This window comes from Azoarcus sp. Soil_N_20, assembly GCF_057656155.1.
Genome location: NZ_JBDGKX010000016.1, coordinates 95,549 through 109,978 on the forward strand (window position 1 = coordinate 95,549; position 14,430 = coordinate 109,978).

The following is a 14,430-nucleotide window of genomic DNA, read 5'->3' on the forward strand; positions in this document are numbered from 1 at the left end:
CGATAGCCTGCGACAACGCGGGCTCGGTTATCCTTGGTGGCTGTCGGTCCAACGGTTTGCCAATGAATGGAGTTTCCGCACCCTGGTCTGTGGACGGGGTCGCCGCTGAACAGCGCTGCGCGATCCTGGGCGCCTCCATTACAACAAAGGAACACGCAGTGTCATGAATGAATCCGCGCTACCCGGTGTCATGCAGCCACCCGAGGCGGATCGGCGCATTCCGGTCACCGTGCTCACCGGCTTTCTGGGCGCCGGCAAGACCACGCTGCTCAACCATCTGCTGCGCCAGCCGGAGATGGACGGCGCAGCGGTGCTGATCAACGAGTTCGGCGAGGTCGGCGTCGATCATCTGCTGGTCGAGAAGGTCGACGAGTCGGTAGTGCTGCTCGATTCGGGCTGCATCTGCTGCAGCGTGCAGGGCGATCTGGTGAAGGCGTTGAAGAACCTCTTCATGCGCGCCCTGCGCCGTGAAATTCCGCCGCTGCGCCGGGTGCTGATCGAGACTACCGGGCTGGCCGACCCGGTGCCGGTGGTCCATACCGTGATGGAGGAGCCGTTCATCGCCGAGCGCTACCGTTGTGACGGCGTGATCACCGCGGTCGATGTCACCCATGCGCTGCAGCAGCTCGGCGCCCACCGCGAGGCGGTGCGCCAGGTGGCGATGGCAGACCGCCTGCTGCTGACCAAATGTGACCTCGCCGACGCGGGCGCGCGCGAGGCGGTGGCGGCGCGACTGCGGATGCTCAATCCGGGCGCCGCGCAGATTCGGGTCGAGGGGGGCGTGATCGCGGTCGACGCGGTGTTCGGCTGCGGGCTCTACGACGCTGCCGGCAAGATGCCGGACGTGGCCGCCTGGCTGGGCGAGGAACGGGTGCGGAAGCAGCAGGCGGTCGATGCCGCACGTGCCGCCGCGCCCGCCTGGCGCAAGCCGGGGGGCCGCGTGGCGTCGGTCGCGATACCGGCGCGGCACGATGACGGCGTCACCAGCTATGTGCTGACCTTTGCCGAGCCGCTCAACTGGTTCGGTTTTTCCGATGCGCTGGGGCTGCTGCTGCAGGTCTATGGCGAGCGCATCCTGCGCATCAAGGGCATGCTCAACGTGATCGGCGACCCGCAGCCGCGCATCGTGCAATGCGTGCAACATTCGGTGTATCCGCCGACCAGCCTGCCGGCATGGCCGGACACGCCGCCCTTCGCTGACCGCAAGAGCCGACTCGTGTTCATCGTTCGTGACCTGCCGCGGGACGAGGTCACCAATCTGATGTTCAGCATCGGTGGCGTTCCCGCGGAGCCGGAGGTCGGGGTGTAAGGATTTCGCGGCCGCGCGCGACCACCAGGCGGACAATCGATGGGAGCGGGCGCGATGGCAGCAGGGATGGGCTGGACGACGGGGAGGCGGGCGCTGCGCCGGGTGATGGCGAAGGGTGTGGTGACGCTGGGATGTGGCCTGCTCGCAGGGGGTGGCGGCGCCGAAGGCCGCCTGCCGAGTCAGGTCAGCGCGTTCTCGGCGATGGCGCCAGGCGGAGCGATCGGCGCGCCCTGGCAGCACCAGACCTTGCCGCGGGTCGAACGCGAAAACCGCTTCGACCTGGTCGAAGAGGGCGGTCGCACGGTGTTGCGGGTGCGTTCGGAGGCCGCGGCCTCGACCATGACCCATCCGCTCGCGGTCGATCCAGCGCAAACCCCCCGCCTGGCGTGGCGCTGGAAGGTGTCGAGGGCGCTCGCCGGTTCGGACTTCACCCGCAAGGCCGGTGACGATTACGCGGCGCGGGTCTATGTGTTGTTCGACTACCCGATGGACCGGCTGGCACTGGGCGACCGGGTCAAGATCGCGCTCGGACGGACGCTGTACGGCGCCAGCCTGCCTTCGGCGGCGATCGCCTATGTGTGGGGCACGGCCCAGCCCGCAGGTGCGACCGGACCCAATCCCTACACTGACCGGGTACGGATGATCGTGGTCGACAGTGGCCCGGCCGAGGCAGGGCAGTGGCGCGACGTCGAGCGCGACCTCGCCGCCGATTTCCGCGCCGTGTTCGGGGAGGACATCCCGCCGGTGGTCGGACTCGCGGTCAGTGCCGATACCGACAACACCGGCGAGGCCGTCACCACGCTGTTCGGCGATTTGCGCTTCCTGGCGCGCTGAGGGGGCGGGGGCCGGTCGCGACGTCGCTGGACGCACGTCCGTCCGGGGAGGCGAGTGTGCACCTGAGGGTGGCGCGGGGGGTTTCCTTCAGTCGTGCCGATCGGGCGCCGCGGCGTCGGCAGAGGCCGCCAGCAAACCCTCGAAGACGAGGGCGCTCTGGCTGACCGGGCGGTGCGGCAGGCGCATCCGGTACAACTGACGGCTGATCGGGCCGGTGCCGACATTGAACTTGCGCACCCGTCCGAGCGCGAGCTGATCGCGCGCACATATCCGCGGCACCACCCCGAGGCCGATGCCCGAGGCCACCGCCTGGACGATGGCCTCGTTGCTGAACACTTCCATCGTCCGCGGTGTGTGGATGCCGGCCTGTTCCAGCAGGCGCTCGGCGGCATCCCGGCTGCCCGAGCCGCGTTCGCGCAGAATCCACGTCCGGCTGGCGGGCGGTTCCGCCGCGTCCTCCCCCGGGCGCCCGTCTTCCCCCTGCGTACGCGGTGCAATCACGATCATCTCCTCCTTGCGCCACGGTCGGACGTCGATCCTGGCATCGCTCACCGTACCTTCGACCAACGCGACATCGACCTCGCAGTCGAGCAGCAGCTCGGTGATCCGCTGGGTGTTGGCGCCGACGATACGGAGGTCGATCCGCGGGTGGCGGACATGGAAGGTCTTCAGAAAGGGCGGCAGCCAGTAGGTGGCGATGGTGGTGCTGGCGCCGATCACGAGCCGGCCTCGCTCCAGCGCGTAGAACGAGCGGATCGCTTCGTCGGCTTCGCGCTCCAGCGCAAAGATCGCCCGTGCGTGCGCATACAGGGCCTGCCCCGGCTCGCTGGTGCGGAAGCTGCGCCCGCGGCGGTCGAGGAGCACGGTGTCGAGCTGGGCCTCGAGCTCCTTGACCGCCTTGGAGGTGGCCGGCTGACTGATGCCGAGCTGCTCGGCGGCGCGCGAGAAGCTGTTGGCGTCGACCACGGTGACGAAAATTCGAAGCAGGTGAAGGTTCATGTATGAGCTCAGGTAATCGATGGCTAACTTTGATGCCATATACGAATACTAGCGCGCCCTCTATCCTTATTCCAGATCACGACTATCGATATGCGAACATGAATATAAGCGCAGTCCTGCCAGCTCCCGGCGTCCGGCTCGGGCTCTATGCCTGTACCGCCATCACGATGACGGCCGCGGTGCTGTCGGCGATCCCGGCCCTGAGTCGCAACGGACTGGGGTGGCTGCCGCTGGCGGTCGCGCTCGGCATGGTCGTGGGCAACCTGTGGCCGGCGCTGCCGGAGCGCGGTCGTGCGGGACTGGCGGTGGCACGCGGGCCGCTGATGCGCGTCGGGATCGCGCTCTACGGGCTGCGGATCGGAATCGACGAATTTGCCAGCGTGGGCTGGGTCGGTGTGCTGATGGCGCTGACGATCGTGGCCTCGACGCTGCTGCTGGCACAGGCGCTCGGGCGGCGGCTCGGGCTCGATCCCCACAGTGCGCTGCTGATCGGTGCCGGCAGCGCGATCTGCGGTGCGGCGGCGGTCGCCGCGGCCGACGGCGTACTCGGCGCCCGTGCGCGTCAGGTGTCCGCCGCGGTTGCCGCGGTGGTGTTGTTCGGGACGCTGGGGATGTATCTGCTGCCTTTGCTGCGCCCCCTGCTGGGGCTGTCGGATGCCGCGTTCGGGCTGTGGATCGGGCTGACCGTGCACGAACTCGGCCATGTCGTCGCCGCCGCGAGTGCGGTCGGACCGGAGGCAGCCACCGCCGCGCTGATCGAGAAGATGATGCGGGTGATGCTGCTTGCCCCCGCGGTGGTATGGATCGCGTTTATCGACGGGCGCGCCACCCCGGGGGGCCGCCGGCTGCGTGTCCCGTTCTTCCTGTGGGCCTTTTTCGCCGCGATCGCGCTCAACGCCAGTGGATGGCTGCCCGCGGCGGTGCTGGCTGCCGGTGCGGAGCTGGCGCAAGTCCTGCTCGCCGTCGGCCTGGCGGCGCTCGGCGCGGCGACCCGGTTTACCGATGTCCGTGCCGCGGGCGCCCGGGTGTGGCTGCTGGCGGCCCTGCTGTGGGCCTACCTGCTTCTTGCCGGGCTGTGGATGGTGAGCACTCTGACCTGGCTGGGTTGAGACCGCGATGTCGTCTTTGCACCAGGACCCGGCGTCGTTGGGGCAACCGCACCGACACGGGGCACGGCGATTCCCGATTCCGCCCCGGCGGCATCAAGTTACTCCTGTAATAACAAGCCTCTAACTCATGACGCCGGTGTGCTGGCAGATGGCGTGCAATTTGCTTCTAATAACTTGTTATAACAAGTTGGGGCATGGTGCCCCGGCCGGCATCTCCCCACGGCGAACGGCCGAACGCGAGGGATCGCCGACTCACAGGACGAAGCCGATCTTGAACGAGATTTCCCAGTTTCTCGGGGCGCGCGATGCACTCACCTGGACTGTCGTGGTGCTGGCGGCGCTCGCCGGCGGGGCGCTGCGCGGCCTGACCGGATTTGGCGCCGCGCTGCTGATGGCGCCGCTGCTGTCGCTGGTGCTGTCGGCGCGTGAAACGATGTGCGTCGTGACCTTGCTCAATGCCTTGCCGATCGGGCGGGCGACCCTGCTGTCCGCCAGCCGGGTGATCGACCGCGGCGTGATGCTGCCGATGAGCGTTGCCGCCTTCGTCGGCGTGCCGTGCGGAATCGCACTGGTCGGCGCGCTGCCGGCCCAGGCCTTCGGGATGGTGATCGGGCTGGCAGTGGTGGCCAGTGCATTGGCGCTGATGTCCGGGATCACCCTGATCGGCGGTCGCTCACCACAACTGTCGCTCGCGGTCGGACTGGTGAGCGGCGTGCTGACCGGCTTCGGCGGGGTCGGCGGACCGCCGGCCATTCTTTACCTGTTCGGCGTCGAGCCCGACACCCATCGTGCGCGCGCCAACTTCATCCTGTTCTTCGCCGTGCTGTATCCGGTGGCGCTCGCCGTCATCGCGCTGTTGGGCATGCTGTCGTGGCGAGACCTGGCGCTCGGCGTACTGCTCGCGCCCCTGTTTCATGCCGGCGGCGTGGCCGGCACGCGCCTGTATCGGCGTGTCGGCAAGCGTCATTTCAGGCCGTTCGTGCTGGTGCTGCTGATGGTGGCCGGGGTGATGGCGGCGTGGCCGCGCGAGCTCCCCGCCCGGCCCGTTGGCGGGGGTGTCGGCAGCGATGCGAACGGTAGGAGTGATCGGCTTTCGATGTTGGTGCAGGGCGCACCGGACGGGTGCGGCGCCACGCACGGTGGGCGCCGCGCGACGCCCTGCAAGCACGCTCTAAATCAAGTTAAAACAAGTAGTTAATAGATATTGTTGCGGTGCGGAGAACTTGGCACCGTATTTGCTAGTTAGAACTCGTCATAACAGGCTGTGTTTCAGGAGTGCAAGACATGTCTCTGATCCGAAAAAGAAGCGCCTCAACCGCGCCCGATGCGGGCGACAACGCCGTGACCGCGGTGTCCCCGGTGCCGCTGCACACCCAGATCCGCGAGGTCCTGCGCCGCCGGATTCTGGACGGCAGTTACGCCCCGCATTCGCAGATGCCATCGGAGAGCCAGATGATGGAGAGCTTCAGCGTCAGCCGCATCACCATCCGCCAGGCGCTTGGCGATCTGCAAAAGGAAGGGCTGATCTTCAAGGTCATGGGCAAGGGCAGTTTCGTCGCCAAGCCCAAGGCTTTCCAGAGCCTGTCGCGGCTGCAGGGTTTCGGCGAGGCGATGTCGCCGTCGGGCTACGAGACCTACTCGATGCTGCTCAGTGCGCGCGAGGTCGAGGCCAGCCTGCTGGTCGCGCAGCGCCTCGCGCTGAAGGAGGGCGCTGCGGTATTCGAGATCCAGCGCCTGCGCTATCTCAACCGCGAACCGATTTCGGTCGACGTGAGCTACTTCCCGCTCGAGATCGGCCGCCGCCTGGTCCAGGAGGATCTGGCCGCGCGCGACATCTTCGTCATTCTCGAAAACGATTTTGGCCACGACCTCACCCATGCCGACGTGCAGATCGAGGCCATCTCTGCCGACGAATCGCTCGCGCGCCATCTGGGCATGGCAGAAGGCCTGCCACTGTTGCGCATCGAGCGTCTGACCTACGCCGGAGACATACCGATCGATTTCGAGTTCCTCTATTACCGCGGCGATGCCTTCCAGTATCGCCTGCGTATCGACCGGACCTGAGACCCGGCACAGAACCGGTTCCAGTCCATGCAGCAAGCGTAGCAACGCACTCCCAACCCCAGGAGCAATCATGAAACGCATAGATCTCGAGTTCGACCTCGTCGTCATCGGCGGCGGCACCGGCGGGCCGATGGCCGCGGTCAAGGCCAAGGAGCAGAACCCGCAATTGAAGGTGCTGCTGATCGACAAGGCGCATGTGAAACGCAGCGGCGCGATCTCGATGGGCATGGACGGGCTCAACAATGCCGTCATTCCCGGTCACGCCACCCCCGAGCAGTACGTCAAGGAAATCACCATCGCCAACGACGGCATCGTCGATCAGGAGGCGGTGATGGCCTACGCCGCCAACAGCTTCGACATGATCCAGGAGCTCGACCGCTGGGGCGTCAAGTTCGAGAAGGACGAGACCGGCGACTACGCGGTGCGCAAGGTCCATCACCTCGGCAGCTATGTGCTGCCGATGCCCGAAGGCCACCACATGAAAAAGATTCTCTACCGCCAGCTCAAGCGCGCCCGGGTCGAGATCACCAACCGCGTCGTCGTCACCCGGCTGCTGACCGGCGCCAGCGGCGAAGTCGTCGGCGTCATGGGTTTCGACTGCCGCACCGCGGACTTCTACGTGATCCGCTGCAAGGCCGCGGTGATCAGCACCGGGGCGGCGGGACGCATCGGGCTGCCGGCCTCGGGCTACCTGATGGGCACCTACGAGAATCCGACCAACTGCGGCGACGGCCACGCCATGGCCTTCCACGCCGGCGCCGACCTCGCAAATCTCGAGTGCTTCCAGATCAACCCGCTGATCAAGGACTACAACGGCCCCGCCTGTGCCTACGTCACCGGCCCCTTCGGCGGCTTCACCGCCAACTCCAAGGGCGAGCGCTTCATCGAGTGCGACTACTGGAGCGGGCAGATGATGATGGAGTTCTACAACGAACTCGAAGGCGGCAACGGCCCGGTGTTCCTCAAGCTCGACCATCTCGCCGAGGAAACCATCGGCGAGATCGAGCACATCCTGCACACCAACGAGCGCCCCAGCCGCGGCCGCTTCCACGAGAAGCGCGGCAACGACTACCGCAAGCAGATGATCGAGATGCACATCTCCGAGATCGGCTTCTGCAGCGGCCACAGCGCCTCCGGGATCTGGACCAATGCCCGCGGCGAGACCTCGGTGCCCGGCCTGTATGCCGCCGGCGACTGCGCCAGCGTGCCGCACAACTACATGCTCGGCGCCTTCGTCTATGGTCGCCTGTGCGGTCAGAGCGCGGCCGCCTACTGCGCCGACACTGCCAAGGGCCGGGTCGACGACGGCGCGATCGCGGCCGAAGAGGCACGCATCCGCGCACCGCTCGAACGGACCGATGGCCTCACCCCGTTCCAGATCGAGTACAAGACCCGCCGCCTGGTGAACGACTACCTGCAGCCGCCCAAGATCACGCGCAAGTACGAGATCGGCCTGCGCCGCTTCGATGAGGTGCGCGAGGACGCCGTGGCCATGGTCGCCACCAATCCGCACGAGCTGATGCGGGCGATGGAAGCGCATTCCATCCTCGACTGCGCCGAGATGGCGGCGCGTGCCTCGCTGTTCCGCACCGAGAGCCGCTGGGGCCTGTACCACTACAACGTCGACCACCCCGAGCGCGACGACGCCAACTGGTTCTGCCACACCTTGCTGAGCAAGAACGCCGAGGGCCGGATGCAGCTGCGCAAGAAGGCGGTCGAGCCCTACCTCGTCGCCATCGACGAGGAAGAACGTACCGCCTACCAGCGCCTGCGCGTCGCGCGCAGCGCCGAAGCCGCCTGATCACGAGATAGCGCGAGGAACCCATCATGAGTATCGCCACCACCCTGACCCAGGTCCCCGTCGTCGTCGACGAGGGCAAGTGCATCGCCGAGAAGGGCTGCACCGTCTGTGTCGATGTCTGCCCGCTCGACGTGCTGGCCATCGACATGCTCACCAAGAAGGCGTTCATGAAGTTCGATGAATGCTGGTACTGCCTGCCGTGCGAGACCGACTGCCCGACCGGCGCGGTGCACGTCAGCATCCCCTATCTGCTGCGCTGAGGTGAGGCTATGACGATCATTGCCCTGTCCATCGCCGAACGCCTCATCAGCGACGACGCCGAGGTCCGCCGCCTGGCGGTCATCGACCTGCCCTACAGCGACGAGGACGACATCGTGCCGCTGGTGCTGCCGCGCCTGGCCGACCGCGAAGCCAACGTGCGGACCGAAGCGGTGCGCGCGCTCGAAGGCTTCGAGGAGCCGGAAGTCGTGGCCGCACTGGCGCCGATGCTGCTCGATACCGACCCCGGCGTGCGCGAGGCCGCCGGTCTGGTGCTCGCCGAACTGAAACACGCCGCTTCCGCCGGGCCCCTGCTCGCGCTGTTGCCGGAGCCGGATGCCGAGGTCCGCATGCTCGCATTCCGCGCCCTGCGTGCGCTGCGCGTGCCCGAAGTGTTCGCACCTGCGATGGCCGCGCTGCGCGATCCCGATCCGGGCGTCCGGCGCGAGGCCGTGGGCGTGCTGGGCTATCTGCGCCGGCCCGAGGCGATCGGCGATCTGGCCGAAGTCGCCGCCCACGATCCGGACCCCGACGTGCGCCGGATCGCGGTCGGCGCGCTCGGCTACGCCACCGAGATCAGCGTGCTGCCGGCCCTGACCCGCGCGCTGGGCGACAGCGCGTGGATGGTGCGCGACGAGGCCGCCCAGACCATCGGCAAGCTGCGCATGGGGCCGGCGATCCCGGACCTGGTGCGGGCGATGCAGGACGAGTACTGGCAGGTGCGGGTCAAGGCCGCACGCAGCCTCGGGCTGCTGAAGGCGGTGGCCGGCTTGCCGGCGCTGGTCGAGGCGCTCGCCCACCCGATCGGCAACCTGCGCAAGGAAGCGGCGGTCGCGCTCGGCGAGATTGCCGACCCGCGCGCCATCCCCGCGCTCGAAAAGGCACTCGACGACGCCGATCCGGACGTGCGCAAGCTCTCGCGCCTTGCCCTGACCGCGATCGGCCTGGCCCAGAAATAAGGATGCTGACATGACTTTCGTCGTTACCGAAGCCTGCGTGCGCTGCAAGTACACCGACTGTGTCGCGGTGTGCCCGGTGGATTGCTTTCACGAGGGACCGAACTTCCTCGTGATCGATCCGGACGGCTGCATCGACTGCGGCGTGTGCGTGCCCGAATGCCCGATCGGGGCGATCTTCGCCGAGGCCGATCTGGCGCCCGACCAGCACGCGTTCATCGAGATCAATGCCCGGCTGGCCCTCGACTGGCCGGTGATCGACGCCGCGCGCGAACCGTTGCCCGACGCCGAACAGTGGGCCGCGATCAAGGACAAGCGTCAGTTCCTCGATCCTGCCGCAGTGACCTGACCGGCCCCCGTTTTCCCTTCAACTCAACCTTCTTCCTTCAACCTCAGCCCGCTTCACCCTGCCCCAACCCCGCAGTCTCATAAAAAACAGTAGCGCTCGAACGCATCGCCAACAGATCAACTGGACAAGGACGCAAATCATGAATGCACGTTCCAGAAACACGGCTCGAGACAATAACAACAACATCGCACGCAAACTCATGGCCGCAGCGGCGCTCGCCGGCTGCTGTGCCTTCCCTGCCATGGCCGAGGTGGTCACGGTCGGGATCGGCACCCAGAACACCACCACCAATACGGTGACCGGCGGCATCGTCATCAAGGAACTCGGCCTGCTCGACAAGCATCTGCCGAAGACCGGCAAGTACAAGGACATCGAGTTCAAGCTCGAATGGCAGAACTTCACCTCGGGTCCCCCGGTCACCAACGGCATGGTCGCCAACACGCTGCAGATCGGAATGATGGGCGACTACCCGCTGCTGGTGAACGGCGCCACCTTCCAGGCCGGCAAAGAGACCAAGAGCCGCCTGATCGCCCTCATTGCCTACAACGCCGACGGCGCCGGCAACGGCGTCGTGGTGCACAAGGACTCGCCCTACTACGAGTTGTCCGACCTGAAGGGCAAGAAGGTCTCGGTGCCCTTCGGCTCCGCGGCGCACGGCATGCTGCTGAAGGCAATGGAAGACAAGGGCTGGAAGGCAGAGGATTTCGAACTCTCCAGCCAGAGCCCCGAGGTCGGCACCTCCAGCCTGCAGGAGCAGCGCATCGACGGCCACGCCGATTTCGTGCCCTTCGCCGAGCTGCTGCCCTACCGCGGTTTCGCGCGCAAGATCTTCGACGGCGTCGAGACCAAGGTACCCACCTTCCACGGCGTGGTGGTGCGCGAGGACTTTGCGCAGAAGTACCCGGAATTCGTCGTTGCCTACATCAAGGCCCTGATGGAGGCCAATGACTGGGTGCGCAAGAACCCGGTACAGGCGGCTGCGAAGGTCGAGGAATGGACCCGGGTCGAGAAGGAAGTCGCCTACATGTTCATCGGCCCGGGCGGTGTCCACACCCTCGATCCGACGATCAAGCCGAAGTGGATCGAAACCGTGAAGTACGACCACGGCGTGCTGCAGCGCATGGGCCGGGTCAAGGACTTCGACGCCGATGCCTGGGTCGACGAGACCTACGTCAAGCAGGCGTTCAAGGAGCTCGGTCTCGACTACGACAAGCAGAAGGCGAGCCTGGCCAACTACGAGATCGCCGGCACCGACCCGCTGTGCGGCGGCGCGATCGACAAGCCGCGCGAGGCGGGCGAGGTCTGGATCGACGGCGTCGGGATCAGCGCGTACAAGTCCGCAGCATGCACGCTCGCCGCGGTGAACAAGGCCGGCGAGGAGGGCAAGAAGGTCGGCGTCGCGTTCGTGTTCGATCAGAGCACGAAGATCAAGCTGTTCGCGGACAAGGCGTTCTACGCGCTGGGGGGCAAGGCCGGGGCGACTGCGGTGACGCCTTTCCTGCTCAAGAAGGATGCCGAGGCCTATGCCGCGGCCAATGGCGGGCGCGTCGGTCTGTACGCCGAAGCGCTCGCCGCCGCCGGGAGGTGAGCGATGGCCAGCGCGATAAGGATGCGCTCCGTGCGTGACACGGAGACCCTGGGCGCGGGGGGGAGCCCCCCCGCGGCGGGGCACGCGGTGGCTGCGCTGCACGCCGCGGTGCTGCCGCCCGCCGAACCGGTCCGTGCCGAACCCGCGACCCGCCCGGTGCCCCAGGCGGCCGTCGCGGATCCGGGCAGGACGCTGCCGTGGTCCGGGCGGGTGCTGGCGATGGCGGGCGCTCAGCTCCCATCGCTGTTGCTGGCAGTGGTTTCCATCGGTCTGCTGATCGGCTTCTGGTATCTGGCAACCGCTTACCGCTGGAATTTCTACATCCGCTTCACCAACGTGCCCACACCGGGCGAGGTGTATCGCGATGCCGTGGTGTTGTTCGGTGATCCGAAATTCCTCACCAACATCGGCATCAGCCTGTGGCGGATCATGGTCGGGTTCTGCATCGCCACCGTGCTCGGGGTCGGGCTGGGCCTGCTGTGCGGACGCTATGCCCTGCTCAAGGGGCTGATGTTCCCGGCGCTGGAGGTGATCCGGCCGATCCCTGCGATCGCGTGGGTGCCGATCTCGATCATGTTGTGGCCGACCACCGAGACCAGCATCGTGTTCATCACCTTCATCGGTGCCTTCTTTCCGATCCTGCTCAACACCCTGCACGGGGTCGGGGCGGTGGATCGGGTGCTGATCCGGGCGGCGCGCTGCCTGGGCGCGAGCGAGTTCGCGCTGATGACCCAGGTCGTGTTGCGCGGCGCTCTGCCGCATATCTTCACCGGCCTGGCGGTGGGCATGGGGGTGGCGTGGGTGTCGCTGATCGCCGCGGAGATGATCTCGGGGCAGTTCGGTGTGGGTTACTTCACCTGGGAGGCCTACTCGCTGATCGAATACCCGCACATCGTCATCGGCATGCTGGTCATCGGCGTGCTCGGCCTGCTGTGCAGCGGTGCGATCCGCCTGTTGGCGAAGCTCGTCATGCCCTGGCAGGGCGCCGGCGGCAAGGAGAATGCATGATGGCCAGTGTCCATACCCCGTCGCACGGATGCATCGACATCCGTGACGTGACCGTCAGTTTTACCCAGAACGGCAGCACGCTCGATGCGGTCAGCGGCATCTCGTTGAAAGTCGAGCCGGGCGAGTTCGTTTCCATCGTCGGCCCTTCCGGCTGTGGCAAGTCGACGCTGCTGAACCTCGTTGCCGGGTTTCTGAAGCCGACTCTCGGCGAGGCCAGCGTGGACGGCACCGCGATCCGTGGCCCGGGTGCCGATCGCGGCGTCGTGTTCCAGCAGTATTCGCTGTTTCCGTGGTTGCGGGTACGCGAGAACGTCGAGTTCGGGCTGAAGATGCAGGGCGTGTGCAGCAGCGAACGGCAATCGAGGGCACGCACCCTGCTCGGCCTCGCCGGTCTGCTGTCGTTCGAGAACCACTATCCGGATCAGCTGTCGGGCGGCATGAAGCAGCGCGTGGGCATCGTGCGCGCGCTGGCGACCGGACCGCAAGTGCTGCTGATGGACGAGCCGTTCGGCGCGCTCGATGCGCAGACGCGGGTGGTGATGCAGGAAATCCTCACCAACATGTGGCAGCAACTGCGGCTGTCGGTGTTGTTCATCACCCACGACATCGAGGAGTCGATCTTCCTGTCCGACAAGGTCTATGTGATGACCGCCCGACCGGGCCGTATCAAGGCCGAGATTCCGGTTCCGCTGCCGCGCCCGCGGACCGCGGAGATGACCTCGTCCCCGGCCTTTGTGGCCATCCAGCAGCAGTTGAAGGCGCTGATCCGTGAAGAGAGCCTCGCCGCGATGGGGGGCGAACTCGTGGATGGCGGCCTCGGCCAGGACTGGCACCTCGGCAGCGAAGGCGTGAGGGCCGCGTTATGAGCGTCGATGTGCGTGGCTGCACGCCGGTGGGGGTGACCGATCATCGGCTGTCGGGGGTGCTTTTCGTCGAATGGGCGGACGGCGCCAGCAGTGCCTTGCCGCACGGCTGGCTGCGTCAGCGCTGTCGTTGCGCCGCCTGCACCCAAGGTGCCCGCGAGGGCCGCGAGCCGCCACCGGGTGCCGTCCTGAGCGCTATCCGTCCGCTGGCCGAGACCGGTCTGAACCTGGTTTTTGCCGACGGTCACGATCGCGGCATCTACCCCTGGAGCTATCTGCGCGCGCTCGGCGACGAGCGCAAGACCATGAGCGAGGATGAAGATGAGTAATCAATCGATAGAGCGTGTGCTCGAGGTCCATCACTGGAACGATTCGCTGTTCAGCTTCCGGACCTCGCGCAATCCGGGCCTGCGCTTTCACAACGGCCACTTCGTCATGATCGGCCTGCATGCCGAGGACCGTCCGCTGATGCGTGCCTACAGCATCGCCAGCGCGAACTACGAGGAGCATCTCGAGTTCTTCAGCATCAAGGTGCCCGACGGCCCGCTGACCTCGCGCCTGCAGCACCTGCAGCCCGGCGACGAACTCATCGTCGGCCGCAAGCCGGTCGGCACCCTGGTGATCGACGATCTCCATGATGGGCGCAACCTCTACCTGCTGGCGACCGGGACCGGGCTGGCGCCGTTCATGAGCATCATCCGCGACCCCGACACCTACGAGCGCTTCGAGCGTGTGGTGCTGGTGCACGGTGTTCGCCATGTCAGCGAGCTGGCCTATGCCGATTTCATCGAGCGCGAACTCCCTGCCAACGAGTTCATCGGCGACGTGGTGGCGGAAAAATTGTGCTACTACCCTACCGTGACCCGCGAGCCCTTCCGCAACCAGGGGCGGCTGACCGACTTGCTGGCCTCGGGCAAGCTGTGCGCCGATCTTGGCCTGCCGGCGCTCGACGCGAAGCACGACCGGGCGATGATCTGCGGCAGTCCGAGCATGCTGACCGATACCTGCAAACTGCTCGACGCGCGCGGTTTCCGCATCAGTCCGCGCCAGGGCGAGCGGGGCGACTACGTCATCGAGCGCGCCTTCGTCGAAAAGTGATCCGTGGGGGGCTGGCGGGACGGCGCGCTCGCGTCGCCTCCGCTGCCCGGATGAGAAGCTGACATCGAGATGAGTGAAGCAATGAAGATTCTGGTCCCGGTCAAACGCGTGGTGGATTACAACGTGAAGGTCCGCGTGAAGGCGGACGGCAGCGGGGTGGACATCGCCAACGTGAAGATGAGCATGAACCCGTT

15 protein-coding genes and 1 pseudogene are annotated in these 14,430 nt (G+C 66.6%); 15 read left to right on the forward strand and 1 reads right to left on the reverse strand.

The annotated features are described in order from the left end of the window. The first annotated feature begins 163 nt into the window (after positions 1 to 163). Positions 164 to 1,309, forward strand: a complete 1,146-nt coding sequence (locus AC3A35_RS23545; protein WP_487438938.1) for a CobW family GTP-binding protein — start codon at positions 164 to 166, stop codon at positions 1,307 to 1,309. 54 nt (positions 1,310 to 1,363) lie between these two features. After that, on the forward strand, positions 1,364 to 2,143 hold the full coding sequence (locus AC3A35_RS23550; protein ID WP_487438939.1) for a DUF3047 domain-containing protein: 780 nt from the start codon (positions 1,364 to 1,366) through the stop codon (positions 2,141 to 2,143). Positions 2,144 to 2,230: 87 nt separating this feature from the next. On the opposite strand, the gene AC3A35_RS23555 is transcribed toward AC3A35_RS23550, so the two are convergent. Continuing rightward, positions 2,231 to 3,142: a LysR substrate-binding domain-containing protein gene (locus AC3A35_RS23555; protein WP_487438940.1), complete on the reverse strand. Its 912-nt coding sequence runs from the start codon at positions 3,140 to 3,142 to the stop codon at positions 2,231 to 2,233. Between the two features lie 98 nt (positions 3,143 to 3,240). Here AC3A35_RS23555 and AC3A35_RS23560 point away from each other — a divergent pair, with 98 nt between their 5' ends. From AC3A35_RS23560 to AC3A35_RS23620, 13 genes and pseudogenes are all read left to right on the forward strand, one after another. Further along, entirely contained in the window at positions 3,241 to 4,251 is a 1,011-nt protein-coding gene (locus AC3A35_RS23560) for a YeiH family protein (protein ID WP_487438942.1), read from the forward strand. Between the two features lie 271 nt (positions 4,252 to 4,522). Continuing rightward, positions 4,523 to 5,449: a sulfite exporter TauE/SafE family protein gene (locus AC3A35_RS23565; protein ID WP_487438944.1), complete on the forward strand. Its 927-nt coding sequence runs from the start codon at positions 4,523 to 4,525 to the stop codon at positions 5,447 to 5,449. An 86-nt stretch (positions 5,450 to 5,535) separates the two neighbouring features. Next, positions 5,536 to 6,315 carry a GntR family transcriptional regulator gene (locus tag AC3A35_RS23570; RefSeq protein WP_487438945.1) on the forward strand — a complete coding sequence of 260 codons (780 nt, stop codon included), beginning with the start codon at positions 5,536 to 5,538 and terminating at the stop codon, positions 6,313 to 6,315. Positions 6,316 to 6,385: 70 nt separating this feature from the next. After that, positions 6,386 to 8,116, forward strand: coding sequence for a fumarate reductase/succinate dehydrogenase flavoprotein subunit (locus AC3A35_RS23575; protein WP_487438946.1), 1,731 nt, complete (start codon positions 6,386 to 6,388; stop codon positions 8,114 to 8,116). 26 nt (positions 8,117 to 8,142) lie between these two features. After that, positions 8,143 to 8,376 carry a 4Fe-4S dicluster domain-containing protein gene (locus AC3A35_RS23580; RefSeq protein ID WP_487438947.1) on the forward strand — a complete coding sequence of 78 codons (234 nt, stop codon included), beginning with the start codon at positions 8,143 to 8,145 and terminating at the stop codon, positions 8,374 to 8,376. 9 nt (positions 8,377 to 8,385) lie between these two features. Beyond that, complete coding sequence (locus AC3A35_RS23585; RefSeq protein WP_487438948.1) at positions 8,386 to 9,333, forward strand: HEAT repeat domain-containing protein; 948 nt, start codon at positions 8,386 to 8,388, stop codon at positions 9,331 to 9,333. A 10-nt stretch (positions 9,334 to 9,343) separates the two neighbouring features. Further along, positions 9,344 to 9,679, forward strand: a complete 336-nt coding sequence (gene fdxA, locus AC3A35_RS23590; protein WP_487438949.1) for a ferredoxin FdxA — start codon at positions 9,344 to 9,346, stop codon at positions 9,677 to 9,679. A gap of 139 nt (positions 9,680 to 9,818) precedes the next feature. After that, on the forward strand, positions 9,819 to 11,267 hold the full coding sequence (locus tag AC3A35_RS23595) for an ABC transporter substrate-binding protein (protein WP_487438950.1): 1,449 nt from the start codon (positions 9,819 to 9,821) through the stop codon (positions 11,265 to 11,267). Positions 11,268 to 11,297: 30 nt separating this feature from the next. Continuing rightward, on the forward strand, positions 11,298 to 12,275 hold the full coding sequence (locus tag AC3A35_RS23600; protein WP_487438951.1) for an ABC transporter permease: 978 nt from the start codon (positions 11,298 to 11,300) through the stop codon (positions 12,273 to 12,275). Next, positions 12,272 to 13,141, forward strand: a complete 870-nt coding sequence (locus tag AC3A35_RS23605) for an ABC transporter ATP-binding protein (RefSeq protein WP_487438953.1) — start codon at positions 12,272 to 12,274, stop codon at positions 13,139 to 13,141. Before AC3A35_RS23600 ends, AC3A35_RS23605 begins: the two co-directional genes overlap by 4 nt. After that, positions 13,138 to 13,467, forward strand: coding sequence for a gamma-butyrobetaine hydroxylase-like domain-containing protein (locus AC3A35_RS23610; RefSeq protein WP_487438954.1), 330 nt, complete (start codon positions 13,138 to 13,140; stop codon positions 13,465 to 13,467). The genes AC3A35_RS23605 and AC3A35_RS23610 overlap by 4 nt, the downstream gene beginning before the upstream one ends. Next, complete coding sequence (locus tag AC3A35_RS23615; protein ID WP_487438955.1) at positions 13,460 to 14,236, forward strand: ferredoxin--NADP reductase; 777 nt, start codon at positions 13,460 to 13,462, stop codon at positions 14,234 to 14,236. Before AC3A35_RS23610 ends, AC3A35_RS23615 begins: the two co-directional genes overlap by 8 nt. An 81-nt stretch (positions 14,237 to 14,317) precedes the next feature. Further along, a pseudogene (locus tag AC3A35_RS23620) lies at positions 14,318 to 14,430 on the forward strand (electron transfer flavoprotein subunit beta/FixA family protein); the annotation flags it as partial.